The sequence below is a fragment of the Novosphingobium album (ex Liu et al. 2023) genome, assembly GCF_029076845.1.
Lineage (GTDB): Bacteria > Pseudomonadota > Alphaproteobacteria > Sphingomonadales > Sphingomonadaceae > Novosphingobium.
Genome location: NZ_JARESE010000085.1, coordinates 36,066 through 62,516 on the forward strand (window position 1 = coordinate 36,066; position 26,451 = coordinate 62,516).

28 protein-coding genes are annotated in these 26,451 nt (G+C 67.1%); 18 read left to right on the forward strand and 10 right to left on the reverse strand.

Features of this window, described 5'->3' with window-relative positions:
* The first annotated feature begins 6 nt into the window (after positions 1 to 6).
* The 3 genes from PYV00_RS22845 (at position 7) to PYV00_RS22855 (ending at position 2,817) form a co-directional block, all read left to right on the forward strand.
* Positions 7 to 585, forward strand: coding sequence for a nitroreductase family protein (locus PYV00_RS22845; RefSeq protein WP_275230640.1), 579 nt, complete (start codon positions 7 to 9; stop codon positions 583 to 585).
* Between the two features lie 75 nt (positions 586 to 660).
* Positions 661 to 1,479, forward strand: coding sequence for an SDR family oxidoreductase (locus tag PYV00_RS22850; protein ID WP_275230641.1), 819 nt, complete (start codon positions 661 to 663; stop codon positions 1,477 to 1,479).
* Positions 1,480 to 1,485: 6 nt separating this feature from the next.
* Positions 1,486 to 2,817, forward strand: coding sequence for an MFS transporter (locus tag PYV00_RS22855; protein WP_275230642.1), 1,332 nt, complete (start codon positions 1,486 to 1,488; stop codon positions 2,815 to 2,817).
* Here the strand turns inward: PYV00_RS22855 and PYV00_RS22860 are convergent, their stop codons facing one another.
* Entirely contained in the window at positions 2,818 to 3,276 is a 459-nt protein-coding gene (locus tag PYV00_RS22860; protein WP_275230643.1) for a cupin domain-containing protein, read from the reverse strand. It lies immediately after the preceding gene.
* Between the two features lie 138 nt (positions 3,277 to 3,414).
* Between PYV00_RS22860 and PYV00_RS22865 the strand changes: the two genes are divergently transcribed.
* The 7 genes from PYV00_RS22865 (at position 3,415) to PYV00_RS22895 (ending at position 9,151) form a co-directional block, all read left to right on the forward strand.
* Complete coding sequence (locus PYV00_RS22865) at positions 3,415 to 4,413, forward strand: aldo/keto reductase (RefSeq protein ID WP_275230644.1); 999 nt, start codon at positions 3,415 to 3,417, stop codon at positions 4,411 to 4,413.
* Between the two features lie 123 nt (positions 4,414 to 4,536).
* On the forward strand, positions 4,537 to 5,070 hold the full coding sequence (locus PYV00_RS22870) for a nuclear transport factor 2 family protein (RefSeq protein WP_275230645.1): 534 nt from the start codon (positions 4,537 to 4,539) through the stop codon (positions 5,068 to 5,070).
* Positions 5,067 to 5,963 (forward strand): SDR family NAD(P)-dependent oxidoreductase, encoded by an 897-nt coding sequence (locus tag PYV00_RS22875; protein ID WP_428981678.1) that lies wholly within the window; start codon positions 5,067 to 5,069, stop codon positions 5,961 to 5,963. Before PYV00_RS22870 ends, PYV00_RS22875 begins: the two co-directional genes overlap by 4 nt.
* Positions 5,953 to 6,507: a nuclear transport factor 2 family protein gene (locus PYV00_RS22880; protein ID WP_275230646.1), complete on the forward strand. Its 555-nt coding sequence runs from the start codon at positions 5,953 to 5,955 to the stop codon at positions 6,505 to 6,507. Before PYV00_RS22875 ends, PYV00_RS22880 begins: the two co-directional genes overlap by 11 nt.
* Positions 6,508 to 7,383, forward strand: a complete 876-nt coding sequence (locus PYV00_RS22885) for an SDR family NAD(P)-dependent oxidoreductase (RefSeq protein ID WP_275230647.1) — start codon at positions 6,508 to 6,510, stop codon at positions 7,381 to 7,383.
* Positions 7,380 to 8,294 carry an SDR family NAD(P)-dependent oxidoreductase gene (locus PYV00_RS22890; RefSeq protein ID WP_275230648.1) on the forward strand — a complete coding sequence of 305 codons (915 nt, stop codon included), beginning with the start codon at positions 7,380 to 7,382 and terminating at the stop codon, positions 8,292 to 8,294. The genes PYV00_RS22885 and PYV00_RS22890 overlap by 4 nt, the downstream gene beginning before the upstream one ends.
* Positions 8,295 to 8,326: 32 nt before the next feature.
* A complete protein-coding gene (locus PYV00_RS22895; RefSeq protein WP_275230649.1) occupies positions 8,327 to 9,151 on the forward strand; it encodes a sugar phosphate isomerase/epimerase family protein in 825 nt (274 codons plus the stop codon).
* A gap of 47 nt (positions 9,152 to 9,198) precedes the next feature.
* On the opposite strand, the gene PYV00_RS22900 is transcribed toward PYV00_RS22895, so the two are convergent.
* The 5 genes from PYV00_RS22900 to PYV00_RS22920 are packed head-to-tail and all read right to left on the reverse strand — an operon-like array spanning position 9,199 to position 13,854.
* Complete coding sequence (locus tag PYV00_RS22900) at positions 9,199 to 9,984, reverse strand: SDR family oxidoreductase (RefSeq protein ID WP_275230650.1); 786 nt, start codon at positions 9,982 to 9,984, stop codon at positions 9,199 to 9,201.
* A 19-nt stretch (positions 9,985 to 10,003) separates the two neighbouring features.
* Entirely contained in the window at positions 10,004 to 10,804 is an 801-nt protein-coding gene (locus tag PYV00_RS22905; RefSeq protein WP_275230651.1) for an NAD(P)-dependent oxidoreductase, read from the reverse strand.
* Between the two features lie 5 nt (positions 10,805 to 10,809).
* Positions 10,810 to 11,571, reverse strand: coding sequence for an SDR family NAD(P)-dependent oxidoreductase (locus tag PYV00_RS22910; protein ID WP_275230652.1), 762 nt, complete (start codon positions 11,569 to 11,571; stop codon positions 10,810 to 10,812).
* 16 nt (positions 11,572 to 11,587) lie between these two features.
* Positions 11,588 to 12,370: a carboxymuconolactone decarboxylase family protein gene (locus tag PYV00_RS22915; RefSeq protein ID WP_275230653.1), complete on the reverse strand. Its 783-nt coding sequence runs from the start codon at positions 12,368 to 12,370 to the stop codon at positions 11,588 to 11,590.
* A gap of 2 nt (positions 12,371 to 12,372) precedes the next feature.
* Complete coding sequence (locus PYV00_RS22920; RefSeq protein ID WP_275230654.1) at positions 12,373 to 13,854, reverse strand: aldehyde dehydrogenase family protein; 1,482 nt, start codon at positions 13,852 to 13,854, stop codon at positions 12,373 to 12,375.
* A 196-nt stretch (positions 13,855 to 14,050) separates the two neighbouring features.
* Between PYV00_RS22920 and PYV00_RS22925 the strand changes: the two genes are divergently transcribed.
* Complete coding sequence (locus tag PYV00_RS22925; RefSeq protein WP_275230655.1) at positions 14,051 to 14,779, forward strand: GntR family transcriptional regulator; 729 nt, start codon at positions 14,051 to 14,053, stop codon at positions 14,777 to 14,779.
* A gap of 105 nt (positions 14,780 to 14,884) precedes the next feature.
* Here the strand turns inward: PYV00_RS22925 and PYV00_RS22930 are convergent, their stop codons facing one another.
* Together PYV00_RS22930 and PYV00_RS22935 are read right to left on the reverse strand one after the other, a co-directional pair.
* A complete protein-coding gene (locus PYV00_RS22930; protein WP_275230656.1) occupies positions 14,885 to 15,493 on the reverse strand; it encodes a hypothetical protein in 609 nt (202 codons plus the stop codon).
* Positions 15,494 to 15,765: 272 nt separating this feature from the next.
* Positions 15,766 to 16,296, reverse strand: a complete 531-nt coding sequence (locus PYV00_RS22935; RefSeq protein WP_275230657.1) for a nuclear transport factor 2 family protein — start codon at positions 16,294 to 16,296, stop codon at positions 15,766 to 15,768.
* A gap of 187 nt (positions 16,297 to 16,483) precedes the next feature.
* On the opposite strand from PYV00_RS22935, the gene PYV00_RS22940 reads away from it, so the two are divergent.
* Together PYV00_RS22940 and folE are read left to right on the forward strand one after the other, a co-directional pair.
* Entirely contained in the window at positions 16,484 to 18,010 is a 1,527-nt protein-coding gene (locus PYV00_RS22940; RefSeq protein ID WP_275230658.1) for a phospholipase D-like domain-containing protein, read from the forward strand.
* Positions 18,007 to 18,615, forward strand: coding sequence for a GTP cyclohydrolase I FolE (gene folE, locus PYV00_RS22945; RefSeq protein ID WP_275230659.1), 609 nt, complete (start codon positions 18,007 to 18,009; stop codon positions 18,613 to 18,615). The genes PYV00_RS22940 and folE overlap by 4 nt, the downstream gene beginning before the upstream one ends.
* Positions 18,616 to 18,876: 261 nt before the next feature.
* On the opposite strand, the gene PYV00_RS22950 is transcribed toward folE, so the two are convergent.
* Entirely contained in the window at positions 18,877 to 19,671 is a 795-nt protein-coding gene (locus PYV00_RS22950; RefSeq protein WP_275230660.1) for an SDR family NAD(P)-dependent oxidoreductase, read from the reverse strand.
* Positions 19,672 to 19,952: 281 nt separating this feature from the next.
* On the opposite strand from PYV00_RS22950, the gene PYV00_RS22955 reads away from it, so the two are divergent.
* From PYV00_RS22955 to PYV00_RS22970, 4 genes are all read left to right on the forward strand, one after another.
* Positions 19,953 to 21,131 carry an FAS1-like dehydratase domain-containing protein gene (locus PYV00_RS22955; protein ID WP_275230661.1) on the forward strand — a complete coding sequence of 393 codons (1,179 nt, stop codon included), beginning with the start codon at positions 19,953 to 19,955 and terminating at the stop codon, positions 21,129 to 21,131.
* A gap of 13 nt (positions 21,132 to 21,144) precedes the next feature.
* A complete protein-coding gene (locus tag PYV00_RS22960) occupies positions 21,145 to 21,651 on the forward strand; it encodes a nuclear transport factor 2 family protein (RefSeq protein WP_275230662.1) in 507 nt (168 codons plus the stop codon).
* Positions 21,652 to 21,742: 91 nt separating this feature from the next.
* On the forward strand, positions 21,743 to 22,987 hold the full coding sequence (locus tag PYV00_RS22965; protein ID WP_275230663.1) for an MFS transporter: 1,245 nt from the start codon (positions 21,743 to 21,745) through the stop codon (positions 22,985 to 22,987).
* 20 nt (positions 22,988 to 23,007) lie between these two features.
* Positions 23,008 to 23,379 (forward strand): EthD domain-containing protein, encoded by a 372-nt coding sequence (locus PYV00_RS22970; RefSeq protein WP_275230665.1) that lies wholly within the window; start codon positions 23,008 to 23,010, stop codon positions 23,377 to 23,379.
* Between the two features lie 111 nt (positions 23,380 to 23,490).
* On the opposite strand, the gene PYV00_RS22975 is transcribed toward PYV00_RS22970, so the two are convergent.
* Positions 23,491 to 23,784, reverse strand: coding sequence for a hypothetical protein (locus PYV00_RS22975; RefSeq protein ID WP_275230666.1), 294 nt, complete (start codon positions 23,782 to 23,784; stop codon positions 23,491 to 23,493).
* Here PYV00_RS22975 and PYV00_RS22980 point away from each other — a divergent pair.
* Positions 23,783 to 26,281 carry a TonB-dependent receptor gene (locus tag PYV00_RS22980; protein ID WP_275230667.1) on the forward strand — a complete coding sequence of 833 codons (2,499 nt, stop codon included), beginning with the start codon at positions 23,783 to 23,785 and terminating at the stop codon, positions 26,279 to 26,281. The two genes, PYV00_RS22975 and PYV00_RS22980, sit on opposite strands and share 2 nt — an antisense overlap.
* Positions 26,282 to 26,451: the final 170 nt, after the last annotated feature.

Here is a 26,451-nt window from a genome sequence, read left to right on the forward strand (position 1 = left end):
CAGTCCATGCTCAACGATCTTTCGTCCCCGCTCACGCTGCTTGAGACGCGCCGGTCCGGCAAGCCCCGCGACATGGTGGCGCCGGGCCCGTCAGCCGAGGAGACCGAGCGGATGCTGCGGATCGCCACGCGCGTGCCCGATCACGGCAAGCTGGCCCCGTGGCGCTTCGTCATCATCGAGGATCGCGATGCCTTCGCCGATCTGCTCGCGCGCGCCTATGCGGCCGAGCGGCCCGACGCGGGCAAGCTGGAAATCAAGGCCAACGACGAGTTCGCCCGCCAGGCGCCGCTGCTGATCGTCGCGATCTCACGCCCTGTGGCCGAAAGCCGGATTCCGCTGCGCGAACAGCGGCTGTCGATCGGCGCGGCGATCTTCAACCTGGAGCTGGCGGCCATCGCGCTGGGCTATGTCGCGGGCTGGCTCACCGGCTGGGCGGCCTATTCCCCGCTTGTGCTCGAAGCGCTGGGCGGCACCGAGGGCGAGGAGATCGCCGGATTCCTCTTCGTCGGCTCGCCGTCGAAGGATCTGGAAGAGCGGCCGCGCCCGGAACTGGCCGACGTGGTCTCGCGCTGGCCGGCGGGCTGAGGCGCGCGGTCACCATCCGAGGCAGCGAAAAAGCGCGGCGTCGCGGCCGCCCATAACAGGCAAGAGGAGAAGGGTATGCAGGATCTGGCCGGCAAGGTCGCATTCATCACCGGCGGCGCCGGGGGGCTTGGCTTCGGCATGGCGGAAGCCTTTGCCGAGGCCGGGATGCGCATCGTCATCAGCGATATCGACGGCGAACGGCTGGAACGCGCCGTCGCGAACCTTGCCACGCGCGGCGTGGCGGCGCTGGGCATCGCGTTCGACATCACCGACCGCGCGGCGTGGGACGATGCCGTGGGCCGGGCGGTGGACCGCTTCGGCGCGGTGCATGTCCTGTGCAACAATGCCGGGATCACCGCCGTGGGCTGGGAAGTGGACCAGATCGCGCCGGACTTGTGGGATCTGGTGATCGCCACCAACCTGACCGCGACGTTCAATGGCGCGCGTGCGGTGCTGCCGGTGATGAAGGCGCAGGGCGAAGGCGGCCACATCGTCAACACCGCCTCGATCTCGGGCCTGCGCGCCCGCGCCGGCCATGCCGTCTATGTCGCGGCCAAGCACGGCGTCGTCGGGCTCAGCGAGACGCTGCGGCTGGAACTGGCACCGCACGGCATCGGCGTTTCGGTGCTGTGCCCCGGCCATGTGCCCACCCCGCTGCCCGAAACCTCGCGCCGGCTGCGCGCCGCGGTCGAGGGTTCGGCGCCGCGCCCGGTGGCCGAAGTGCTGGCCGGCGCGCCGACCGCGATCGATGCGCTGGGCGTGGGCCGCATGGTCCGCGATGCGGTGATGGCCGACCGGCTGTTCGTGCTGACCCATCCCGAATTCCGCGACGTGGTGGGGGAGCGCCACCGCGAGGTGATGGACGCGTTCGCCATCGCCGCCGCCCGGGCCTAGGCGATCATGGTGGACGCGAACGGGGCATTGGCGGGCCATCGGCCTCGCCTGGCCTATGTCTGGTATGTCACCGCGATCCTGTCGCTGACCCATCTGGTCTCGCTGGTCGACCGGCATCTGCTGGGCGTGGTGCTGAACGATGTGGAGCGCGAGCTGCGGCTGACCGATACGCAGCTCGGGCTGATCTATGGCACCGGGTTCGCGCTGCTTTACAGCGTGGTCGGCCTGCCGATCGGCCAGCTGGCCGATCGTGTCTGCCGCAAGCGGCTGATCGCCGCCGGGCTGGCGCTCTGGACCCTGGCGACGATCGCCACCGCGTTCGTCACGGGGTTCTGGAGCTTTTTCCTGATGCGGATGCTGGTCGGCATCGGCGAGGCGAGCCTGGTGCCGGCGGGCATGTCGCTGGTCACGACGCTTGCGCCCCGGACGATGCTGGCGCGCGCCACCGCGCTGTTCGCGGCGGGCGGCAACCAGGGCAAGACCGTGGCGCTGCTGGTGGGCGGGCCGCTGCTGACCGTGCTGACGGTCGCCGGCGGGCTGACGTTCATGGGCCATCACTGGTCGGCCTGGCGCGGGGTGTTCCTGATCGCCAGCCTGCCCGGCCTGCTGCTGGTGCCGCTGCTGCTCACCATTCGCGAGCCCACGCGCGCGGTCGTGGCCGCGCGGCCGTCGATCCGCTCGGTACTGGTGAGCATGAAGCCGCGCTTGCGCGCCTATGTGCACCTCTATGGCGCGTTCACCGCGATGGCGACGATGGTCTGGGCGCTTTCGGCCTGGGCGCTGACGCTGTTCGTGCGCGAACATGGGCTCAACGCCGCGCAGGCCGGCGGGCTGATGGGCACGCTGAGCCTTGTCGTCGGGCCGATCGGCATTCTGACTGGCGGCGGCCTGCTCGATTGGCTGGAAGCGCGCCGGGTCGAAGGGGCGGCGATCGTGCTGGTCGGCCTCGCCTCGGCGATCGCGGTGGTGCCCACGGTGATGTTCTGCGCGGCCGGCAGCCTTGCGCTCGCCGCCGCCGGCTATGCCGGGCTGCAGCTCATGCTGGTGGTCGGCAGCGCGCCGGGCTGGGTGGGCGTGCAGCAGATCACCCCGCCGGAAAATCGCGGCGTGGCGATGGCGCTGTTCGTCGCGACTTACACCAGCGTTTCGATCGGCATCGGCCCGGTGATCGTCGGCGCCTTGTCCGATCACGTGTTCACCGGGGCCGATGGCCTGGGCCGGGCGCTGATGACCACGCTGATCGCCATGGCGCTGGCCGGGCTGCTGCTCGCGCTGGGTGGGCGACGCGTCTATATCCGCGCGGCCGCCGCGATCCGGGCGGTGGAGGTGGCCGGCTGACTACCCCAGGATCGGCGGCCGGGCGACCCCCGCGGCCTCGCAGCCTTCGAGATAGCGCCGCGCCTGGCCGGCCGCATCGTCGCGCCGGATCACCGCGCGCGTCGCGGGATCGAGCAGCTCGATATCGCCGAACGTGACGAACATCGCCTGCGATACCGCCGGCCCGTTGAAGAAGCGGTGGACCACGCCTGCCGGCTCGTAAAGGTAGACGCCGGGGCGGTAGGGATAGCGGCCATCCTCATGCCCCCAGGCGCCCGCGATCGTATAGCCGTGGATCGGGCCGAGGTGCCGGTGCAGGCCATGCGTGAAGTGCGGCTGATAGCGCGATTGGGTGACGATCAGGTTCTCGTCCGGGCGCGCCTGCAGCACCCGCTGCTCCAACCCCGGCGCGACCGTGATCCAGGGGATGTCCGCGCAATCGACATGCGTGGTCCACAGTATCGCCTCAGCTTGCGTCATGGCGGCTTCCTTTCCCGGTCGCGGGCCTTTTAAACATTTCTCATGAAGAATTCAATTCGATATGAAGAATGAATTTGCCGTCACGCACGGCCGGCGGTAACGTGTCGCCCAAAGCAGGCGAAAAAACGGAGAGGATCAATGCACAGCGTCAATCTCGGCAAGAGCGGCATTCGCTGTTCCGCCATCGGCCTTGGCTGCATGGGCATGTCGGAATTCTATGGCGAGCGCGATGACGCGCAGTCGCTGCGCACGCTGGACCGGGCGCTGGAACTGGGCGTGACGCTGTATGACACTTCGAACGCCTATGGCCGCGGCCATAACGAGGAACTGGTCGGGCGCTTCCTGAAGGGGCGGCGCGATCGCGTTGTGCTGGCGACCAAGTTCGGCATCGTGCGCGATCCCGATGGGCCCGAAGGCAGCACCTATGACCGGGCGGTGGACAACAGCCCGGCCTATATGCGCCAGTGCCTGGAGGAATCGCTGGTCCGGCTCGGCACCGATCGTGTCGATCTCTATTACGTCCACCGCGCCGATCCCACGGTGCCGATCGAGGATACGGTGGGCGCGCTGTCGCGGCTGGTCGAGGAGGGCAAGATCCGCGCGATCGGCCTGTCCGAAGTCTGGCCCGAAACGCTGCGCCGCGCGCAGAAGGTGCATCCGATCGCCGCGCTCCAGTCCGAATATTCGCTGTGGACGCGCGAGCCCGAACTGGAAGTGCTGCCGACCTGCCGCGAACTGGGCATCGGCTTTGTCGCCTATTCGCCGCTCGGGCGCGGCTTCCTGACCGATGCCAAAGTCGAGGTCGGCGCGCACAACGACATCCGCCAGGCATCGCCGCGCTTCCGTGGCGAAAATGTCGCGCGCAACCGCCGGCTGGTCGAAGTGGTCAGCGCGGTGGCCGGGCGACGCGGCTGCTCGACCGGGCAAGTCGCGCTGGCCTGGCTGCTGGCGCGCGATGTCGTGCCGATTCCCGGCACCAAGCGGATCGCCTATCTGGAAGACAATGTCGGCGCCGCCGCCGTGACGCTGAGCGCGGAGGACGAGGCTGAACTGGCCGCCGCTTTCGCCATCGGCGCGGCGGCGGGCGAACGCTACGATCCGTCCTTCGCCGGCAACGCCCAGGCCCCGCGCGCCTGATCGGGCTTTGCCGCGCGCGCTCCCTATCCGAACCGGGGTGTCCGAATTGGTCAAGCACTTCGCGCCGTTTCCTGGCTATAGTGCCCACGTGGCCCAACAGGGCTGGAGAACAAGGCGGAGAGAATGGCCATGGATGGCGCGATGGCGGATTTCGTTGACCGTGAGGCGATCAGGCATTGCCTGGCGCGGTTGGCGCGCGGTGAGGATCGGCGCGATGCCGGGCTGATCCGCGCCGCATGGTGGCCGGACGCAACGTTCGACTACGGCGTCTACAGCGGCGATTTCGCAGCCTATCTGGACTGGGTCGTGCCCGGCGCGGAGGCCATCAGCAATACGCAGCACGTGCTGGGGCAGAGCTATATCGAGCTGGCCGGCGACAGCGCGAAGGCGGAAACCCACGTCATTTCCTATCACCGCGTCGATATGGGCGCGGGCGATCGCGATACCTGCATCGGCGGGCGCTATCTGGACACGATGGCCCGGCGCGACGGCGAATGGCGCATTGCCGATCGCGTCATGCTCTATGACTGGTATCAGGACTGGGGTGCGGCGATCGACTGGGCCGAAGGCGTGATGGGCTATCCTTTCACCGCCGGGCATTTCCCCGGCCGCGCGCGCGGCGATTTCAGCGCGACCTTCTTCGCGGCCGGCCAGTGATCGCGCCGCTTGCCGGCAAGGTCGCGCTCGTCACCGGGGCGAGCCGGGGCATCGGCAAGGGCATCGCGCTGGTGCTCGCCGAGCAGGGCGCGACCGTCTACGTCACCGGCCGCAGCGTCCATCCGGGCGATTATTACCTGCCCGGCACGGTGGGCGAGACGGCCGCCGAATGCATCGCGCGCGGTAAGGAATGCGGCGGCAGCGGCATCGCCGTTGCCTGCGACCATGGCGATGACGCGGCGGTGGCGGCGCTGTTCGCGCGGATCGAGGCGGAGCAGGGCCAGCTCGATATCCTGGTGAACAATGCCTTCACGCTCTCGGACGATCTGCTCGAACCCAAGGGGTTCTGGGAAAAGCCGCTTTCCAACCTTGAGATGTGGGATGTGGGCGTGAAGTCCAACTACGTCGCGGCGTGGCACGCGGCGCGGATCATGGTGCCGCGCAAGTCCGGCCTGATCGTCGCGATCTCCGGCTTCGCGGCGGTGACGTATACTTATGGCGTGGTCTTCGGCACGTCGAAATCGGCAGTGGACCGCATGGCGCGCGACATGGCGATCGAACTGGAGCCGCACAATGTCGCCTCGCTGGTCCTGTGGCAAGGGCTGACGCTGACCGAGAAGGCCAGGGACAACCTGGCGAAGATGGGCGACAAGATGACCGCCTCGATCACCAGTATGCAGGGCAGCAGCGTCGAGCATCCGGGCCGCGTCGTCGCGGCGCTGGCGGCCGATCCGGCGATCATGCGGCGATCCGGCGGCGAATTCGTCACGGCCGAACTGGCGCAGGAATACGGCATCACCGATGTCGATGGCGCGGTCATCGCCTCGGCGCGGGCGACGCGGGGCTCGCCGATCTGGAAGCCGATCGCGGAGGTGGACTATCGTGGCAAGTGATCGTGAACAGCGGCTGGACGCGCTGCTCGACAAGCAGGACATCCTGGAATGCCTCGCGCGCTTTTCGCGCGGGATGGATCGGTTCGATCGCGAAACCTACCTTTCGGCTTTCCACGACGATGCCGAGATGGCGGCCGGGCCTTTCGTCGGCAGCGCGGCCGATTGCTGGGACTGGGCCGTGCCGATGCACGAAGCCGGGCAGATCCTGACGCACCATGCGCTGCTGCAGACCACGATCGACCTCGATGGTGATACTGCCCATGCCGAGACTTACTACCAGTTCGTCGGCCGCAACCGTGACGAGACGCTGTGGATCGCCGGCGGGCGCTATATCGACCGGCTGGAACGGCGCGCGGGCGCATGGAAGATCGCGCTGCGCACCAATGTGATCGAATGGGGCTGCCTGCCGCCGCCGATGCCGATCCCTTTCGCCGACGTGCCCGATATCGCGCTGAACGGCGTGTCCGCGCGTTCGCAGGACGATCCCTCCTACCAGCGGCCGCTGGTCAACCGGCGCGCGCCCGCCAACCCGGCGGCCGGCTAGATGGGCGCGCTGTCGGAAAAGGTCGCGCTCGTCACCGGGGCGAGCCGGGGGATCGGCAAGGGCATTGCCTGCGCGCTCGCCGATCAGGGGGCCACGGTCTACGTCACCGGCCGCACCGTCTCGCCCGGCGAGCATCCGCTGCCCGGCACGCTGGCCGAAACCGTCGCCGCGGTGAACGCGCGCGGCGGCCGGGGCGTGGCGGTGCCGATGGACCTGGCCGAGGACGAGCAGATCGCCGCCGTGTTCGATCGCATTCGCGGCGATGAGGGCCAGCTCGATATCCTGGTGAACAATGCCATGGCGATCCCCGACGCGATGACGCAGCGCGTGGGCTTCTGGGAAAAGCCGCTGTCCGAGTGGGAGATCTTCGATACCGGCGTGCGCGCCGCGTTCATCGCCGCCTGGCACGCGGCGCGGATCATGGTGCCGCAAGGCTCCGGCCTGATCGCCGCGCTTTCGGGCTATGTCGGCGTGACCTATACCTACGATGTCGTGTTCGGCACGACCAAGACCGCGACGGACCGGATGATGCGCGACATGGCGGTGGAGCTGAACGGCACCGGCGTCACCGCGCTCTCGCTCTGGCAGGGCTTCACTTATACCGAGAGGGCGATGGAAAACCTCAAGACCGTGCCCGGCATGGCCAGCCAGCTCAACAGTGCGGTGGGCTCCTCACCCGAATTCCCCGGCCGGGTGATCGCCGCGCTGGCCTGCGACGCCAACCTTGCCGCCAAGTCCGGCGGCACGTTCATCAATGCCGAGCTTGCCGCCGAATATGGCCTGACCGATATCGACGGGCGCGTGATCCCAAGCCTGCGCGAAACGCGCGGCGCCCCGCTCTGGGCGCCGGGTGCGACCACCTGGAACGCGTCATGACCGAACGCCGCTTCGACGGGCGCGTGGTGGTGATCACGGGCGGCGCGCGTGGGCTGGGCCGCGCTTATGCCGAACTGCTGGCCGGCAAGGGCGCCCGGCTGGTGATCAACGACAACGGCAGCGCCGTGACCGGCAGCGGCAGCGATGCCGGCCCGGCCGAGGAATCCGCCCGGGCGATCCGCGATCTGGGCGGGGAGGCGGTGGCCAGCACCGACAGCGTCGCCACGCCCGAAGGCGGCAAGGCGATCATCGAGGCCGCGCTCGATCATTTCGGGCGGATCGACGTGCTGATCCACAATGCCGGCAACAACCGCTATGCCATGCTCGACGCGATCAGCTACGAGGATTTCCGCGCAGTGCTCGACGTGCACCTGCTCGGCGCCTTCCACGTCGTGCGCCCGGCGTTCGAACGGATGACGCGCGACGGCTATGGCCGGGTCGTGCTCACCGGATCGATCGGCGGGCTCTATTCGATGGCCAGCGTGGTCAACTACGCGGTCGCCAAATCGGGCATGATCGGGCTGAACAACATCGTCGCGATCGAAGGCGCGGAGCGCGGCGTCAAATCGAACATCATCCTGCCCGGCGCGGTGACGCGCATGGCCGAAGGGCTCGACATCTCGCAATATCCGCCGATGGGCCCCGATCTGGTCGCGCCGGTGGTCGGCTGGCTGGCGCATGAGAGCTGCTCGGTCTCGGGCGAGATGTATGTCTCGATGGCGGGCCGCGTCGCGCGCGCCTTCATCGCCGAGACCGAAGGCGTGTTCCGGCCCGAATGGACGATCGACGATGTCGCCGGCGCCATCGACGCGATCCGCGACCAGAGCCGCTTGTGGACGTTCCACCCGGTGGCAGGCGGTTTCGGTGAGCATATGACGAAGAGCTTCGCCATGGCACGGGACCAGGGCTAAACGTCTCGGATAACGAAGGGGGAGAGCGATTCGTGAAGCTGGGTATCGAGAATATCAGCGTCTTCGGCTTGCCGCCCGTCGCCTTCGTCGATCTCGCGGCGGACCTTGGCTGCCAGCATATCTCGACCGGGCTGAGCAGCTTTCCCTTCGGAGTGCACGATTATCCGGCTTTTTCGCTGCGCGACGACGCCGTGCTGCGGCGCGAGATGATCGCGGCGATGGCCGATCGCGGCGTCTCGATCTCGCTGGGCGAGGGCTGCACCATTCGCGACGGTGCGGTGGCCGATGACTATGCACGCGATCTGGATGTCTTCGCCGAACTGGGCGCGCAGCGGATCAACACCGTCAGCATGGACCCCGATCTGGGCCGCACCTGCGCGCAGTTCGCCCGGCTGGCGGAACTGGCGACGGAGCGGGGCCTGCGCATCACCACCGAATTCGCGCCGTCCTTGACGATCGCCGACTTGCCCACCGCGCTGTCGGTGCTGCGCGCGATCGGCCGGCCCGATTTCCGCCTGCTGATCGATACCATGCATCTGGTGCGCTCGGGCGGCGGGCCGGAGGATATCGCTGCGCTCGATCCCGAGCTGATCGACTATGTGCAAGTTTGCGACGCGCCGCGCGTGCCGCGCTTCGAAAGCTATTTCGAGGAAAGCATGTTCGAACGCATGGTGCCCGGCGAAGGCGAACTGGGCCTGTCCGCGGTGCTCGCGGCGCTGCCCGCCGATCGCGTCTTCTCGCTGGAAGTGCCGCTGCGCAGCGAAGGGCTGGCCGGCATGGGCCCGCGCGAGAGGCTGGGCAAATGCGTCGAGGCACTGCGCGCCCTGCTGATCGAGGCGCACGGGCAACCCGCCTGATCGGGTGCCCCGCCGCAGCGCATTTCCGCGTTTTTGCGCAGTCCCAGCTAGGGGCGCATTACCCAGCCGCCGTCGATGTGGATGGTCTGCCCGGTGATCCATGCGCCGGCCTCGGAGCAGAGCAGCAGCAGCGCGCCCACCAGTTCGTCGGGCTCGCCGCGCGGGCGGGTGGCGCAGGTCGCTTGCAGGAACTGGATGAACGGGGAATCGTCGGGCACCAGCAGCTTGCCCGCGTCCGATTTGACATTGCCCGGCGCGATCGCGTTGCAAGTGATGGCGTCCTTGCCGAACTGCTTGGCCAGCGTGGTGGTCAGGCCCACCAGCGCCAGCTTGCTGATGCCGTAAAGACCGGTCGCGGGGAACGCGCCGCCGCTGGTCTGGTTGACGATCCGCCCGCCGCCCCGCTCGCGCATCGAGCCGACGACCGCGCGGGTGCAAAGCAGCGCGCCGTTGAGATTGACCGCGAAAGCCCTGTTCCAGTTTTCCAGGCTGATCGTCTCCCAATTGTCGTAGCTGATATCGACCATCAGCGCGGCGTTGTTGACCAGGATGTCCACGCCGCCGAATGCCGCGATCGCGGCCTGGCCCATGGCGAGGGTCGAGGCTTCGTCGGCCACGTCGACCTGCACGCCAACCGCCTTGCCGCCCGCCGCGACGATCTCTTCGGCGACGGCCCCGGCGCCATCCGCGTTGAGATCGGCGACGACCACCGCAGCACCCGCGTTGGCAAGGCCCAGCGCATAGGCGCGGCCGATCGAATTGCCGCGTCCGCCCGCGCCGGTGACGATGGCGACCTTGCCGTCGAGGCGGTACTGGTCGAGAGTGAAGGCCATTAAGCGTACTCCGTGAGGATCAGCCGCCGGTCGCGGCGGTGAGGAAAGGGTGGGCCGCGTGGGCCAGCAGGTCGGCGCCGTCATGGCCTGGCAGGATCGCGCCCAGCAGGCCCACGTCCTTGACCAGCAGCGGCGCGCCGATGGCGAAGGCGGCGGGCGAGGGCAGGCGGGCGAAAACCTCGAAGCCGAAGCTGCGGCCGCTGCTCTCCTTGACCAGCGCGGCCAGCGCGGCGCGATCGACGCCCAGCGTCTCGCCCGCTTGTAGCGCCGCTTGCGCGAGGCCCATGTTGGCGGCGAGCAGGGCGTTGTTGACGATCTTGGCGCGCTGCCCCGCCCCGGCCGGGCCGAGCAGGACGATAAGCTTGCCGAAAGTCTCGAACACCTCGTGCGCACTGTCGAACGCGGCTTGCGTGCCGCCGCACATCACGGTGAGCGTGCCGGCCTCCGCCCCCGGCGCGCCGCCGCTGACCGGGGCATCGACGAAAGCGATGCCGCGCGCCGTGCAGCGGCGTTCCAGCTCCTCGACGGTCGCGGGCAGCACGGTCGAATGCAGGGCCAGGCAGGCGCCGGGCCGCATCGCCGGGATCAGCTCGTCGCAGATCGCTAAGACGCCCGCGTCGTCGACCACGCAGACGCCCACGTGATCGCATCGCGCACCGAGATCGGCCACGCTCGCGGCGGCGCTGGCGCCTTTGGCGAGATAGGGTTCGAGCGCTTCGGGCCGGCGCGCCCAGACCACCAGCGGCATTCCCGCATCGACGATGCGCATGGCCATCGGTCCGCCCTGGCTGCCGATGCCGATGAAGCCGATCCGTTGCATCGCGCTCACCCCGCCGTGATGCCGGCGTCGATCGACAGGCAGGCGCCGTGATAGCCGCGCCCCTCGGGCGAGGCGAGCAGCGTGATCAGATCGGCCACGTCGTCCACTTCCACCAGCCCGCGCAGGCCCGAATAGCGCTTGATCAGGTCGATCTCGGCATCCTCGGGCATGGTCATGCCCAGGCCGATATTGGTCCGCATCCCGCCGGGCGCCACCGCGTTGATGCGGATCGGCCGGCGCACGTATTCCATCGCCATGGCCTTGGTCATCTGCACCAGGCCCGCCTTGCTGGCGCAATAGGCCGCCGCATAGGCCTCGCCGATGAACGCCGCCGAGGACGCGCAATTGACGATCGCGCCTTCGCTTTCGAGCAAGTGCGGGATCGCCGCTTGCGAAAGGTGCCAGGGCGCGGCGAGATTGATCGCCATCGTCATCTCGAAATCCGCGCGGGTCATCGTGTGGCTGTGCACCATGCGGATCACGCCGGCGATGTTGCACAAGGCATCGAGCCGGCCGAAGCGCGCGACCGCGTCCACCACCGTGGCGGTGCAGGCATCCGGGTCGGCGAGATTGGCGGTGTGGACCATGGTTTGCGGCCCGTCCCGCCCGATCAGCGCTTCGGTCTCTTCCAGCCCGGCGCGATTGACGTCAACCAGGCACACATCCGCGCCCGCCCGCGCCAGCTTGAGCGCGGTCGCCCGGCCCAGCCCGGAGGCCGCCCCCGTCACCAGCGCGACCTTGCCTGTCATATCCGTGATGATGGCCATTTCCGCTTCCTTTCGCTCATCCGTGCCAGGGCAGGCCCTTGGCCACCTTGTCGATCATCTCCAGCACCACCGCCTGGATGCGCGATGCCTTGGGCCAGCCGGCATGGGTGCCGTATTGCAGGACGAACTCCAGCATTTCCCCGCCCGCGCAATTGCCGCTCGCCATGGCGGCGTGGATGTGGCTGCGGATCGGGATCTCGGCGCCGGATTCGCACACCCCGACCAGCGTGATCCAGCGGCGCGAGGGTTCGTCCAGCCCCCGGCGGCACCACATCTCGCCAAAGACGAAGTTGTTGATCCCTTCCAGGAACGGCGTGGCCGGCGGGCCCGGCGGAAAGGTCATGACCTTGTCGAATTCGGCATGGCCGCGATCGTTGCGCGCTTGCGGATGCCACGGTTCAGGGCAGATCGGCGGGACTTCGGCGGGCGGCAGGCCCAGCTCTTCGGCCACGCGGCTCACCGCGCGGTCCAGCTTGCCGCCATTGCCCCAGCCCGAATAGACGCCCAGGTGCAGCGCCGCCTCGCGCAGTTCGGCCAGCGTCAGGTGCCCGCCCTTCAGCGCGCCGCGCACATAGCCATCGAGCCGGGCCTCTTCCAGCCCGCACGTCGCCGCCGTCGCCATCGCGACCAGGAAGCGTGGGCGGCGCGGCAGGCCGGGCCGGGTCCAGACTTCGGCATAGATGAAGTCGCGCCAGGATTCCTCGATCAGCGTGGCTGGCGCGGTGGCGGGCAGGCCGGTGACTTCGGCCTGGGTGGCAAGGCCGCGCGCCGCGCGTTCGCCGGGATCAAGCATGGTCATCGTCAACCCTCCGATTCCGCAAGGCTCATCCAGATGTTCTTGGGCTGGAGGAACTCGTGCAGGCCTTCCATGCCGCCAAGCCGGCCGTGGCCGCTCTTCTTGAAGCCGCCGAACGGGCAATTGGGCTGCATCGCCTCGCCCGATCCGTTGACGTGGATCATGCCCGCCTGAAGCTGCGCGGTGACATGGTGCGCGCGGCGCAGGTTCTGGGTGTGGACATAGGCGCCCAGGCCATATTCGGTGCCATTGGCCAGCGCGATCGCCTCTTCCTCGGTCTCGAACGGCGTGACCACCAGCACCGGGCCGAAGACTTCGTTCTGCGCGATCTCGCAATCGTTGGCCACGTCGGCCAGCACCGTGATCGGCAGGAAATAGCCGGCGGCATGATCGCCGCCCATCCGCTCCCCGCCCGCGACGATCCTTCCGCCATCGGCCACGCCGCGCCCCACCATGCCGAGAATGCGATCGAGCGCGCCTTGCGAGATCACCGGGCCCAGCGTGGTCGCCGGATCGTAAGGATCGCCCGGCACGACATGGCTGGCCATGGCGGTGAGCATCTGGAGGTAAGGCTCGTACACCCCGCGCTGGACGAGCAGGCGCGTGCCGTTGACGCAGCCCTGGCCATTGGCGGAGACCGCGCCGGCCAACCCGCGCCTGGCCGCGTTGCGCAGATCGGCATCGTCGAACACGATGACGGCCGACTTGCCGCCCAGTTCCAGCCCCACGGGCTTGAGCGATTGCGCCGCATTGGCCAGCACCTTGCGCGCGGTGGCGCCCGAGCCGATGAACTCGATCTTGTCGATGCCGGGGTGCGCGACCATGGCCTCGCCCACGTCCGCCGCGCCGGTCACGAGGTTGACCACGCCGGCCGGAAAGCCCGCTTCCTGGATCAGTTCGACCAGCTTCATCGCGCTGTAGGGGGCAAGATCGGGCGATTTGAGCACCACGCAGTTCCCCGCCGCCAACGCGGGCGCCATCACCATGGTCGCGGCGAAGAGCGGGCCGTTCCACGGCACGATCACGCCGACCACGCCATAAGGCTCGTAAGAGACATAGTCGTGCGCGGGGGCGCCCCACATCGGCACGGTGCGGCCGTGGATCTTGTCGGCCCAGCCGCCGAAATAGCGGAACTTCTGCGCCGCGTCATAGCCCATGTAGGACGCGGTCATCGCGATCGAGCCGTTCTCCGCGATCAGGCTGGGCGCGAATTCGCCGGACTTCGCCTCAAGCAGCGCGGCAAGACGGAAGAACAGGTCGCGCCGCTTGTCGCCGGGCAGGGCGCGCCAGGCGGGAAAGGCCGCGCGCGCCGCCGCGACGGCGCGATCGACATCGTCGGCATTGGCCATCGCGATCTCGCGCGTGACCGTGCCGGTGCCCGGATAGACATGCGGCATCACGGTGCCGCTGCCCTTTTCGGCGCGGCTTTCGCCGATGATCAGGGGATATCGCGGCAGGGTATCCGCCGCCGGATTTCGGAAGGCCATCGCACGCTCTCCTCAGGCGGGAGGATCATCCCGCTTTCTGCTTGCCGTTTTTCTTCGTCGACGGGCAGGCGGGCCATCTGGCCGCCTGCCCGGCGAGTCGTCAGTGCTTATTTAATGTGCCTATTAATCGGCTTGCAAGCGGTGATTGAATCGCCGTGCTCTTGGATTTCGCCAAAACTAGGCATATTGTTTGGCCATGGACAGCAGCGCCGCAGCAGCGATCGGATACCCGGCGACAGGCCGGCGGCACCTTGTGCAGGCCACGGCCGAAGCCTTGCGGGAACGGATCTTCGCGCAGGAGGCGGGCAGCCAGATCGGATCGCTGTCGGAACTGGCGCGCGACCTGGGCGTGGGCATCGTCACCGTGCAGCAGGCCGCGCGCATCCTGGAGCACGAAGGGCTGCTGGAAGTGCGGCGCGGACCGGGCGGTGGCTATTACGGACGCCGGCCGGACGTGGTGACGCTGGAGCGCGCGCTCGCCGCCTATATGCGCGCGCGCCCGGCCTCATGGGAAGAAGCGCTGGATATCACCTCGCTGCTGTTCAACGAGCTTTGCGCCGCCGCCGCGCAGGAGGAAAGCACCGAGGCGCGATCGGGCCTGCGCGATTTCGCGGCGCGGCTGGAAGGCTGCGATCCCGAACGCGAGGTGTTCGATCTCGAAGAGGAATTCCAGAACCTGCTTTTCACCATGGTCAACCGGCCGCTGTTCGAGCTGCTGACGCGGGTGACGCTGCACTTTTCGGCATCCGGCGCGCCGGATGCGATGGGCAAGGGGCTGGTCGCGCCCGGCCAGTGGCTGGCGGGCCGCAAGCGCATCGTCCGCGCCATTCTGGACGGGGACGTGGCGCTGGCCCGGTTCGAGGCGGACCGTTCGAACCGCGCGGTCGTGCTCGCCTCGCTGCACCGCCATCGCAGGGGCGATTGAGCCCCTTCGCGCTCCGAAGGGCGCGGCGCGCATCGCATGAAAAGGGGCCGGCGCGGCGATCCGCCCCGGCCCCGATCCTGCGCGCGATGCGCGGCTATCGGTTGATCAGTTGCCCGGCGGCTCGGTCGCGGCGGCTTCCTCGCCGCTGCCGCCCTTGGCATTGGCATCGGCCTGCGCGCTGGCGCTGCCCGTGGCGGCGGCCACGGCCGACTTGAAGTCCGCATCACTCATCTTCAGCTTCAGCCCGCTGGCATCGGCCATCAGGAATTCCTTCTTGAGCGTGATGGCATTGCCTTCGGCCAGGTTGACCGTGACATTGTCACCCTCCACCTTCTGGATCGAGCCGACCAGCACGCCGTCGCTGCTCTTGATCGGCGCATCGGCGACCAGCGCCGAATCCATGCTGGCCGAAGCCTGCGCCTCGGCGGCGGAAACCGCCGCGTCGAGCTGGGCCTTGGTCATGCTGATGAGCAGGCCGGTCTCGTTATTGCCGAAAGCGGCGGCGGGCAGCGTCGCGCGGTGGGTGCCGGTGTTGACCACGATATTGCCGCCCTCGATCTTCTCGATCGTGCCGGCTTCCGCGCCATCGGGTCCGAACACCTTGGCGCCGACCGCGGGCGTCGGCGCGGCCGCGGCGGGGGCGCCTTGCGCCAGGGCTGCCACGGGCGACAGGCTGGCCCCGGCCAATATGGCGGCGATGAGCGTTTTCTTCATTGCTTACTCCTTTACAACCACGAAAAGCCTCTCCTTCCCAACGCAGGACCGCCCCGGCTGTTCCGGCGCGGCAACATGCGGGCGAATTCGCCATCGTCGCGAATGCCAGGCGCGAAGCACTGGCGGCGATGACGGCACGGGGGCCGGACAGGGCCCTGGCCCGCGCGTGCCCGGCGGCGCGAAACCATGCCGGACAGCCTGTTTTTATGAAGGCTATCGGCAGGCTGGCAACAGCATAGCCAGTGAAGCGAGCGGTTTTTCAGGCGGACCGGCTATTCGATGCGCGCGCGGGTATAGCTTTCGTCATCGGGGAAGCGGCCGCCGGGCGCGATCATGATGCCCAGCATCCCGCGCGACCAGTCTGCCGAATCGGGATATTGCCGGAACCAGTCGGTGATCACATGGCGCCGGGCAATGCGCCATTCCTCGCCCCGCTTCTCGAAACCGTCGATATAGCGACCCGCGCCGATCACGTCGGACTTGCCGCCATCGGGCAGGGTGATGCGGTGGATGCCATAGAAATAGGATTCGACATCGGCGCTCTCGCCCCGGATCGTCATCAGCACATTGGCGATCAGGTGCATGGTCTGGTCCATCGTGCCCATGATCGGGAAGGCCCAGGCGATGAATTCCTCGGCATTGCCGGTAAAGCCGGTGTGGTTGTCCACGCAATCGGGCCAATAGGCGCTGCGCACCATCCCGGCATCGAGCCGGTCCACCCCGCGCGCATAGCGATAGAGGCACTCGCGGATCGCCTCACGATCGGCCAGTTGCCGGACGATTGTGCTCACCGGCGTCGTCATGCGCGGCATTCCCCTGCCTGTCCGTGGTCTGCCGGCAGGATTGCCGCGGGGGCGGACAAAGGCAATGGTCGGCGCCGGCCGGATCAGCGACGGGCAAGCGGCTGCGCGCACTGGTGCAGGCGATGGAACTTCGGCATGGCTGGGCGCTTGTTGGTGCGCGGGACAGGATTTGGCGGCGGGATGGACGATGACGGGTGAAGCCGATAGCGATGCGGGGGCCCAGCCCTCGGTCTGGCGCTATGCCATGGCCACGCGTGCGCATCTGGTGATCGACGCGGCTGACTACTTCGACGTGATCCGCGATGCGATGTGCAGCGCGCGCCAGCGCATCTTCGTGATCGGCTGGGATTTCGATACGCGCATTCTGCTCTCGGCCGGGCGGCGCTGGTGGCACTTGCCGCGCAAGGGGCGGTTTCCCGCGCGGCTGGGCTCGTTCGTGATCTGGCTGGCGCGGCACACGCCGGGGCTGGAGATCCTGATCCTCAAGTGGAACTTCTCGCTGTTCAAGTCGCTGTTCCGGGGCACGATGATCATCGATCTGCTGCGCTGGCTGGCCCACCCGGCGATCCGTTTCAAGTTCGACGCGGCCCATCCGCTGGGCTGCAGCCATCATCAGAAGATCGTGGTGATCGACGACAAGCTGGCGGCCTGCGGCGGCATCGACATGACGTCCGACCGCTGGGACACGCGCGAGCACATCCACCACGACCCCCGCCGCAAGCGGCCGACGGGATCGCGCTATGACCCGTGGCATGACGCGACGATGCTGATGGAAGGCGATGTGGCGCAGGCGCTGGCCGAACTGGGGCGCGAGCGCTGGCAAGCGGCGGGCGGGCGCGATGTTCCGCCGTGCCGGCCGCAGGCGGAAAGCCCCTGGCCCGCGCGGCTCGAGGCCGAATTCCACAATGTCGAGATCGGCATTGCCCGCACCCGGGCGAAATACGGCGACTATGACCAGATCTGCGAAGTGGAGGCGCTGTTCGTCGAACAGATCGCCCGCGCGCGCAAGTTCGTCTATGCCGAGACGCAGTATTTCGCCTCGCGCCGGATCGCCGAGGCGATCTGTGAACGGCTGGTCGAGCCCGACCCGCCCGAGTTCCTGCTGATCAACGCCTTCACCGCCGATGGCTGGCTGAGCCAGGTGGCGATGGATTCGGCGCGGGTGCAACTGGTCAACGCCGTGCGGCAAGTCGATCACGCCGGGCGTTTGCGCATCTATGTGCCGTACACCAGCGGGGGAACGCCGATTTATGTCCATGCCAAGATCACGATCTTCGATGACGAGATCGTGCGCGTCGGCTCGGCCAACATGAACAACCGGTCGATGGGGCTGGACAGCGAATGCGACGTGTTCATCGACACCGCCCGCCCGGCCAATGCCGCCGTCGGCCCCACCATCACCCGGATGCGCCATTCGCTGCTGGCCGAGCATTGCGGCATCCCGATCGAGGACGTGGCGGCCGGGCTGGAGCGGCACGGCACCATGGCGGCGATGATTGATGCATTGCCCAAAACCGGCAAGCATCTTGAGCCCTTGCGCTTGCAAGTGCTGTCCGATGCTGAAAGAGCGCTTGCCAATGGCGAAGTGCTCGATCCCGAGCGACCGGAGGAAATGTTCGAACCGATCAACAAGCGCGGGTTGTTCCGGCGTCCGGGGCACCTACGTCGCATCTGGCAGAACAACAAATCGCGATTGAGGAGATGGACGGAATGAGCAGCCTGGACGGGCCGGACGAAGACAATCCCCTGGGCAAGCCCCCCGTGCCCGAAGACGTGCAGGACGCGATCCGCACGTTGATCCGCTGGGCGGGCGACAACCCGGAGCGCGAGGGACTGCTCGACACGCCCAAGCGCGTGGCGCGCGCGTGGAAGGAATATTGCGTCGGCTATACCGAGGATCCCGCGATCCACCTTTCGCGCATCTTCGAGGAAGTGGGCGGGTACGACGAGGTCGTGCTGCTCAAGGACATCCCCTTCCAGTCGCACTGCGAGCACCACATGGCGCCGATCATCGGCAAGGCGGCGATCGCCTATCTGCCGCGCAACCATGTCGTGGGCATTTCCAAGCTGGCGCGCGTGCTGCATGGCTTCGCCCGCCGGCTGCAGATCCAGGAACGCCTGACCGCCGAAGTGGCGCAATGCATCTGGGACAACCTCAACCCCCACGGTGTCGCCGTGGTGATCGAGGCGAGCCACGCCTGCATGACCGCGCGTGGCGTGCGCACGCCGGGCGTGGGCATGATCACCAGCCGGATGATGGGCACCTTCCTGGAAGATGACCGCAGCCGCAAGGAAGTGCTCAGCCTGATGGGCTACTGAACCCGCGCAAGCGCCTTCGCAGGCCCCGGCCGGTCAGGGAAAAGAGCCGATCATATCGCTCGCCCACCCGACCATGCGGGCTGGCAAATCCTCCCCCGGGAGGGGGAGGGGGGCCACCGTTGCGCGCTGCCACCTCCTCTCAAAAGGGGAGGATCGCGGTCCGCCACGCCTTACTTCCCGCCAGCATTCTCCCCAATCGCCAAAAAAAGGGGGCCGTGCCTTGCGGCGCGGCCCCATCGCGATCGGATATTCCGCCCCGGCTTACTTGGGCGGCATACGGATCGCGCCGTCGAGACGGATGCACTGTCCGTTGAAATAGGTGTTGCGCGAAAGCTCCATCACCAGCGAGGCGAATTCTTCCGGGTTGCCCAGGCGCTTGGGGAAGGGGACGGCCTTGCCCAGGCCTTCGAACACCGCTTCGTTCATTTCCTTGACGCGCAGCATCGGCGGGGTGGCGAACGTGCCGGGCAGGATCGCGTTGACGCGGATGCCCAGGTCCATCAGGTCGCGCGCCATCGGCAGGACCATCGCGTTCACCGCGCCCTTGCCGCCGCCATAGGCGACCTGGCCGATCTGGCCATCCTGCGAGGCGGCCGAGGAGGTGAAGATGATGCAGCCACGCTCGCCATCCTCGTTGACCGGATCGGCATTGGCCATGCCCAGCGCGGCGATCGAGGCGACGCGGTAGCTGGCGGTGAAGATGCCTTCGGCCGAACGGGCGATCTGCTCGGTCGGCGTGCGCTTGTAGCAGGCGTTCTGCTTGTCCCACGAAACGGTCTTGCCGCCGCCGGCGACGACCGCGCAGTGGACCAGGATGCGTTCCTGCCCGTTGGCCGCGCGCGCCTTGGCGAAGCCGGCCTCGACGCTGTCCTCGTCCATGATGTTGACGTTGCAGAACACGCCGCCGATTTCCTTGGCGAAAGCTTCGCCCGCTTCCTCGCTGATGTCGAAGATGGCGACCTTCACGCCCGCGTCGGCCAGCGCCTTGGCGCTGGCGCGACCCAGGCCGGATGCGCCGCCCGTGACCACGGCGGCGATGGTGTTGTCGATCTTCATGGCAGGTTCTCCCGGGAACAAGTGGCGAATCGGATTGGGGACAGCGCCTAGCCCAAGCGCGCGGGCATGTCGAAAATTTCGCCGGTGCGCCCCGGCAGGCGCGAAAATGATCGCCACCGCGACAACTTCGGCCAGCGCGAACGGCGGCGGCGCGCGGGTTGCGGCATATGCCGATGGGCTTGCATGTTCTGCCGGGCAGGCTTGCCGCGCGCGTGAAACAGGCGGAAACGATCAAGCGAAAGGCGGCCCCGCGCAGGCGCCGCCCGCGAGCGGAGAGAGCCATGGCCGAAGCAGACGTCACCCTTGACACCAGCGATGTCGACAAGTGGATCGGCAAGCCGATCGTCTTCGCCGAGTTCTGGGACCCGTGCAACGCCACCGACATCCGCCGCTGGGTGCAGGCCATGGACTACGCCAATCCGCTGCACTGGGACGAGACGTTCGCGCGCGCCTCCAAGTTCGGCGGCATCGTCGCGCCGCAAAGCTTCACCGTGGCGATGGACTATGGCCATGGCTGCCATCCGTCGTGCGTCGGCAAGATCCCCGGATCGCACCTGATCTTCGCGGGCGAGGAATGGTGGTTCTACGGCACGCCGATCCGCCCCGGCGACAAGCTGACGCAGGAGCGCAGCTTTGCCGGCTACAAAGTGACCGACACCGCCTTTGCCGGGCCGACCATGTTCGCCGACGGCGATACCGTCCACCGCAACCAGCACGGCGCGCTCGTCGCCAAGGAACGGGCGACTTCGATCCGCTATCTGGTTGAGGAAGCGGCCAAGCGCAAAGTCTATGACAAGGGCAACGCGCCGCCGAAACTGTGGACTCGCGCAGAACTGGACGAGATCGCCCGGCTGCGGCTCGACTGGATACGCTCGAACCGCGAGGGCATCTCGCCCCGGTTCGGCCAGGTGCGGGTTGGCGACAGGCTGCCGCGCCGGGTGATCGGGCCGCACAGCCGCGTCACCTTCGCGCTGGAATGCCGCGCGCACCGGCAGAACATCTGGGGCACCTGGCGCTGGAACGTGCCGGAGGGGATGGTCGATCCGGCGACCGAGGATGCCGGCTTCGGCGCGGACATGACTTACGATTTCGATGCCCGCAAGATCGACCCGCGGCAGGCCGACGGCCTGTTCCACGGGCCGTCATCGGGCCACATCAATGCCGAGAAGGGCGAGAAGGTCGGCATGGGCGGCGTCTATGGCTACGGCTCGTCGATGAATGCCTGGCATGTCGATACCGTGGCCTATTGGGCCGGGCACGACGGCTATGTCTGGCATTCGAAAACGCAGTTCCGCAGCCCCGCGTTCGAAGGCGACGTGACCTATATCGACGGCGAAGTTGTTGCCAAGGAAGAGAATTCGCCTTTCGGTATGCCCGTCGTGACGGTGCAGACCAGGATGACCACGCAGGACGGCGCGACCATCCTCAAGGGCACGGCGGCGGTTTCGCTGCCGCTTTGACGGGAGAGGGGGCATGGCGGACCGCGAAGACATCGTCGCGCTGATCAATCTCTATGGCCTGGCCATGGACACGCAGCGCTGGGACTTGTTCGATCGCATCTTCACCGAGGATTGCGACGCCGATTACGGCGCCTCCTCGCACTGGACCGACCGGGCGCGGTTCAAGGCCGATTTCGGATCGTTCCACGCCCTGTTCGATGCCACCCAGCACGTCATGACCAACCATCTGGTCAAGGTGGCGGGCGACCGCGCGGCGGCGCACACATACGGCATGTGGCGCCTGATCCGCCATGCCGCGGGCGATCCGCCGGTGTGGGACGGCACCGGCTATTACGATGACGAACTGGTCCGCACCCAGGATGGCTGGCGCATCGCCCGGCGCGTGTGCCGGGTGGTGTTCTGGACAGGCAATCCCCGCGTGCAGGCGCCGATGGAGGAGATCGCGTTCCAACTCGATCTCGTCTCCCTGCGCGAGGAAGCCGCGCAAGGACGCCTCGGTTTCCTCAAGGCGATCGCCTGACCGCGCGAACTGCGCTCTCGACAAGCGCCGCGCCAATCGTCACCCTGCCGGAGAATCAGGCCCGAAAAGGGTCGCGACAGGGGAGAGGGCTTTGAGTTACCTGGGCGAGTTGCGCCAGAATATCCGGCCGCTCGCGGCGGCCAGCCTGGGATCGGGCACCAGCCTTCCGCTTTTCGCCTATACCAACAGCGTCTTCGCGCCGCATCTTGTCGCGCAGTTCGGCTGGTCGCGCTCGCAATTCGCACTGGTCGGCCTGACCATGCTGACGACGCTGTTCGTCCTGCCATTCATCGGCCGCTTCACCGATCGGATCGGCGTGCGCCGCATCGCCTTGCTGGGCACGATCCTGGTGCCGCTGTGCTTTGTCGGCTATGCCGTGCAGGATGGCCGCTTCGGCTTCTTCCTGGTCGTCTCCACGCTCACGCTGGCGACCGGCAGCCTGACCAGCCCGCTGGTCTATACCCGGCTGATCGCCGAGAATTTCGCGCGCGCCACGGGGCTGGCGCTCACCATCGTCAATTGCGTGCCGGCGCTGCTGGCGATGGTGCTGGTGCCGCTGGTCAACTGGAGCATCGAGCATCACGGCTGGCGCACGGCCTACCTGGGCCTGGCGGCGCTGACGCTGCTGGCCGGGCTGGCCGCGGTCTGGCTGATCCCCAGGGACACGGGCGCGGGGCACGAAGCCGCGCCGGGCGCGAACGTGCCCGACATGCCCGCCGTGGTCGAACTGCACAAGCCGGCGAAGGAGGATTACCGCACGATCCTGACCAGCCCGGTGTTCTGGGTGATCTTCATCGGCATGTTCCTGTGCCTGCTGCAGACCCCGCTCCATGCCTCGCAGATGAACCTGATGCTGGTGGACAACCAGGTTTCGACGCAGACCGCCGCGAACATCGTTACCATCTATGCCTTCGGCACGGTGGTGGGGCGGATCGCCTGCGGGCTGGCGCTCGATCGCTTCGCCACGCCGATCGTCACGACGCTCTCGATGGTGCTGCCTTCGCTGGGCTTCTTTCTGCTGGGGACCGATCTCAACACCGTTGGCGTGATCAGTTTCGCCATGTTCCTGGTGGGGCTTTCGATCGGCGCGGAAAGCGATCTCATTTCCTATCTGGTGGCGCGCTATTTCAAGCTGCGCATCTACAACACCACGCTGGGGCTGGTCTATTGCGTGTCGTTCCTCGCCTCGGCGATCGGCGCGGTGGGCATCAGCCGGACCCTGGCCATGGGCGACAGTTTCTCACCCTATCTCTATTTCGTTTCGGGCACGATCGCGATCGGCAGCTTGCTGTTCCTGTTGCTGCCCTGGTCGCGCGAACGCGCGCGGATTGGCTGACGGCGCAAGGGAGGCCGAAATTGACCGACATCACATACAAGATCCTGCTGTTCATGAAGCGCAAGCCGGGCATGAGCATGGAGGATTTCCGCGATTACTACGAAAACCGCCACGTGCCGCTGTGCCGCAAGTACATGGCCGGCATCGTCCGCTACATGCGGCGCTACCTGGAGCCGCAGCCCAATGCCGAGACCGGCCGCAACGACGAACTGCCCTATGACGTCGTCACGGAGATGTGGTTCGACGACGAGGCGACTTACCGCCGCACGCTGGAATATATCACGACCAATGTCATGAGCGACGAGGTGATCGCCGACGAAAGCAACTTCTTCGATCGCGCGCGCAACCGCATCGCCACGGTGATCGAATGCGAGACCGACATGAGCGCGTGATGGTCTGAAGCAATCCCGCCGCCTCCGGCGCCCCGAATCGGGACAGGCGCCGGGGGCGGGTGGGGCGCGCATCCCGCCGGCCGCGCCGTCTCCACGGTGGCGGACCGGGCATCACTTCGGGGCCAGGGGCGGTTCCGGGGCATGGCATCGTGCGATATCGTCGGGACGATAAGTATTTTTCCGAGGGACGGCGCGGGAACGATTGCGCAATTCGCGGAAATCCGTGCCCTTTTCTCTGGCACGCTGTAGCAAAATCGCACCACCAGCGGGCAAAGGCGTGTTTGCGGCCGCGCAGGTCGCTTGCGAGCGCACGATCTTTCCACGATGGACAGCGCGCAACGTTGCCAAGACGACGGTGTTTTCGCCGTGGTCGAGAACGATGTTCTTAATGGAGAGGGTTTTCATGAAGGTTTGGGACTTCCGTCTCGCGCTTTGCGCGTCCACTGCAATCGCCGTTGCCATGCCCGTCCAGGCGCAAGAGGCGGTTGGCGAGGCGGGCAACGACATCGTCGTTTCCGCGCGCCGCAAGGATGAACGCCTTCAGGACGTTCCGATCTCGATCACCGTCTTCAACCCGGACCAGCTGGCCGAGCGCAACGTGGTCAACGCCAGCGACCTGGCGACCTACACGCCGTCGCTCTCGTCGAACTCGAACTTCGGCACCGAGAACACCACCTTCGCCATTCGCGGCTTTGCCCAGGACATCGGCACGCTGCCCTCGGTAGGCGCCTATTTCGCCGAAGTCGTGACGCCGCGCGGTGCTTCGAACGGCGTGCCCACGGGTGACGGCGTGCTGCCGGGCAGCTTCTTCGATCTGCAGAACGTGCAGGTGCTGAAAGGCCCGCAAGGCACGCTGTTCGGCCGCAACACCACCGGCGGCGCGGTGCTGCTGGTGCCGCAGAAGCCCACCTCGCAGCTCGAAGGCTACCTTGAGGGCTCGTACGGCAATTATGACATGAAGCGCGTCCAGGGCGCGATCAACCTGCCGCTGTCCGATACCTTCCGCGTCCGCCTGGCCGGCGATCGCATGACGCGCGACGGCTATCTCAACAACGTCGGCGGCATCGGTCCCAAGGATTTCAGCGATGTCGATTACTGGGCCGGCCGTCTCTCGATCGTCGGCGACCTGACGCCGAACCTTGAGAACTACACGATCTTCTCGTACGTCCATTCGGACACCAACGGCCCGCTGACCAAGCTCGTCGCGGCCGATCCGACCGAGGGCATGGGCGGTTTCGCCGCGGCCCAGCTGGCGCGCCAGGGCTCCGGCTTCTACGATGTGATCAATCCGCTGGCCGATTCCTATTCGAAGATCGACCAGTGGCAGGTGATCAACACCACCACCTGGCAGGCCAGCGACACGCTGACGATCAAGAACATCGCCAGCTATGCGGAATACAAGCAGACGATCAACGCCGGCCAGTTCGGCGTCGATTTCCTGATTGATTTCGCACAGGTCAATCCGGCGCTGGCGGCGCTGGGCACCTATCATGTGCCCTTCACCCAGATCTCGCCCCCGCCGGGCCTGAAGACCGCCGACCAGAACACCTTCACCGAGGAATTGCAGCTTCAGGGCCACACGCCTGACGGCCGCCTCGAATGGCAGACCGGCGGCTATCTCGAAGTCAGCCGTCCGCTGGGCGAATCCGGTAGCCAGTCGCCGTTCCTGGCCTCGTGCACCGATCAGGGCGCGCAGTTCCAGTGCGTCGATCCGATCGGCTTCCTGAGCAATCTCAATCCGGCGGTGCCCGATGTTGCCAAGCCGCTGCATGTCGGCTCGGTCAACTACACCGTGGGCAAGACCTATTTCCATGACGTCGGCCTCTATGCCCAGGCCACCTACAAGCTTACCGAACAGCTCAAGGTGACGGGCGGCATCCGCTATACCTGGGACCGCCAGCGCAACATCAGCGACCGGCGCACTTACGTGCCCAACTATCCGCCGGTGCCGGGCCTGTTCCCGATGACGGTGAACCCGCGCTGCACCGATCCGGCCGCGGTCGCGACCGGCTGCGTGGTCGAGCTGAAGCAATCGTCGAACAAACCGACCTGGCTGCTCGGCCTCGACTACAATCCGACGCCCGACATCCTGGTCTATGCGAAGTACGCGCGCGGCTATCGCGCGGCGACGATCGCGCCGAACGTGGCGGCGCCGCTCAACCTGGTCGAGCCGGAAAAGGTCGATACCTATGAAGCCGGCGTCAAGGCCAGCTTCCACGGCGCGGTGCGCGGCACGTTCAACATGGCCGCGTTCTACAACGACTTCTCCAACCAGCAGCTCCAGATCGGCTTCAACGCGGCGCCGGGCAGCGGCCAGTCGTCCACCGCGGCGCCGGTCAACGTCAACAAGTCGAAGATCTATGGCCTGGAAGCGGAAGCTTCGCTGACGCCGTTCACCGGCTTCGATCTTTCGGCCAGCTACACTTACCTGCACACCGAAATCACCTCGGTGCCCGATTTCTCGAACTTCCACGATCCGAACTTCGTGCTCGCCGCGCCGTTCGAGGAAGGCGATCCCGAGGTTCTTTCGCCCAAGCACAAGCTGACCGCGTCGGCGAAGTACACGCTTCCGCTTGCCGCCAGCATTGGCGACATCTCGTTCGGCGCGATCTTCACTTACCGTTCGGGTATGCAGATCAACTATACCGACCGCGAGAATCCGAACCCGGCGATCGCGGCGTTCAGCACTTTGCCCTCGCTCAGCCTGCTGAACCTCAACATGAGCTGGAACTCGATCGCCGGCTCGCCGGTCGATCTCGCCCTGTTCGCGACCAACGTGACCAAGGAGAAGTACTATACCTTCGCCGGCAGCCTCGGTTCGCCCGAACTGGGCTTCGAAACTGCCAATGTCGGCGAACCGCGGATGTATGGCCTGCGCCTGAAGTACACTTTCGGCCGCTAGGCGGGCCTTCCCCGCCCGCCGGCCACGCCGGGCGGGGAAATGCTCCCGCGCCGAGTCCCGGCAACGCGATCCGCCGCGCCCGAAGCGTCCTTGCAGGAACGCTTCGTGTAGCGCGACGATTACGGAGTCCGGTCGGCGTCAATTTTGATGGCCGATAGGTGGCCGCGCCG

Excerpts from the sequence above, each read along its gene's own strand:
- PYV00_RS22920 (WP_275230654.1), bottom strand. The coding sequence starts at position 13,854 with ATGGCCTTCCGAAATCCGGCGGCGGATACCCTGCCGCGATATCCCCTG.
- PYV00_RS22960 (WP_275230662.1), top strand. The coding sequence starts at position 21,145 with ATGGCGGACCGCGAAGACATCGTCGCGCTGATCAATCTCTATGGCCTG.
- PYV00_RS22955 (WP_275230661.1), top strand. The coding sequence starts at position 19,953 with ATGGCCGAAGCAGACGTCACCCTTGACACCAGCGATGTCGACAAGTGG.
- PYV00_RS22845 (WP_275230640.1), top strand. The coding sequence starts at position 7 with ATGCTCAACGATCTTTCGTCCCCGCTCACGCTGCTTGAGACGCGCCGG.
- PYV00_RS22900 (WP_275230650.1), bottom strand. The coding sequence starts at position 9,984 with ATGGCCTTCACTCTCGACCAGTACCGCCTCGACGGCAAGGTCGCCATC.
- PYV00_RS22860 (WP_275230643.1), bottom strand. The coding sequence starts at position 3,276 with ATGACGCAAGCTGAGGCGATACTGTGGACCACGCATGTCGATTGCGCG.
- PYV00_RS22935 (WP_275230657.1), bottom strand. The coding sequence starts at position 16,296 with ATGACGACGCCGGTGAGCACAATCGTCCGGCAACTGGCCGATCGTGAG.
- PYV00_RS22915 (WP_275230653.1), bottom strand. The coding sequence starts at position 12,370 with ATGACCATGCTTGATCCCGGCGAACGCGCGGCGCGCGGCCTTGCCACC.
- PYV00_RS22975 (WP_275230666.1), bottom strand. The coding sequence starts at position 23,784 with ATGAAAACCCTCTCCATTAAGAACATCGTTCTCGACCACGGCGAAAAC.
- PYV00_RS22980 (WP_275230667.1), top strand. The coding sequence starts at position 23,783 with ATGAAGGTTTGGGACTTCCGTCTCGCGCTTTGCGCGTCCACTGCAATC.
- PYV00_RS22855 (WP_275230642.1), top strand. The coding sequence starts at position 1,486 with ATGGTGGACGCGAACGGGGCATTGGCGGGCCATCGGCCTCGCCTGGCC.
- PYV00_RS22865 (WP_275230644.1), top strand. The coding sequence starts at position 3,415 with ATGCACAGCGTCAATCTCGGCAAGAGCGGCATTCGCTGTTCCGCCATC.
- PYV00_RS22940 (WP_275230658.1), top strand. The coding sequence starts at position 16,484 with ATGACGGGTGAAGCCGATAGCGATGCGGGGGCCCAGCCCTCGGTCTGG.
- folE (WP_275230659.1), top strand. The coding sequence starts at position 18,007 with ATGAGCAGCCTGGACGGGCCGGACGAAGACAATCCCCTGGGCAAGCCC.
- PYV00_RS22925 (WP_275230655.1), top strand. The coding sequence starts at position 14,051 with ATGGACAGCAGCGCCGCAGCAGCGATCGGATACCCGGCGACAGGCCGG.
- PYV00_RS22870 (WP_275230645.1), top strand. The coding sequence starts at position 4,537 with ATGGCCATGGATGGCGCGATGGCGGATTTCGTTGACCGTGAGGCGATC.
- PYV00_RS22930 (WP_275230656.1), bottom strand. The coding sequence starts at position 15,493 with ATGAAGAAAACGCTCATCGCCGCCATATTGGCCGGGGCCAGCCTGTCG.
- PYV00_RS22910 (WP_275230652.1), bottom strand. The coding sequence starts at position 11,571 with ATGGCCATCATCACGGATATGACAGGCAAGGTCGCGCTGGTGACGGGG.
- PYV00_RS22950 (WP_275230660.1), bottom strand. The coding sequence starts at position 19,671 with ATGAAGATCGACAACACCATCGCCGCCGTGGTCACGGGCGGCGCATCC.
- PYV00_RS22890 (WP_275230648.1), top strand. The coding sequence starts at position 7,380 with ATGACCGAACGCCGCTTCGACGGGCGCGTGGTGGTGATCACGGGCGGC.
- PYV00_RS22850 (WP_275230641.1), top strand. The coding sequence starts at position 661 with ATGCAGGATCTGGCCGGCAAGGTCGCATTCATCACCGGCGGCGCCGGG.
- PYV00_RS22885 (WP_275230647.1), top strand. The coding sequence starts at position 6,508 with ATGGGCGCGCTGTCGGAAAAGGTCGCGCTCGTCACCGGGGCGAGCCGG.
- PYV00_RS22905 (WP_275230651.1), bottom strand. The coding sequence starts at position 10,804 with ATGCAACGGATCGGCTTCATCGGCATCGGCAGCCAGGGCGGACCGATG.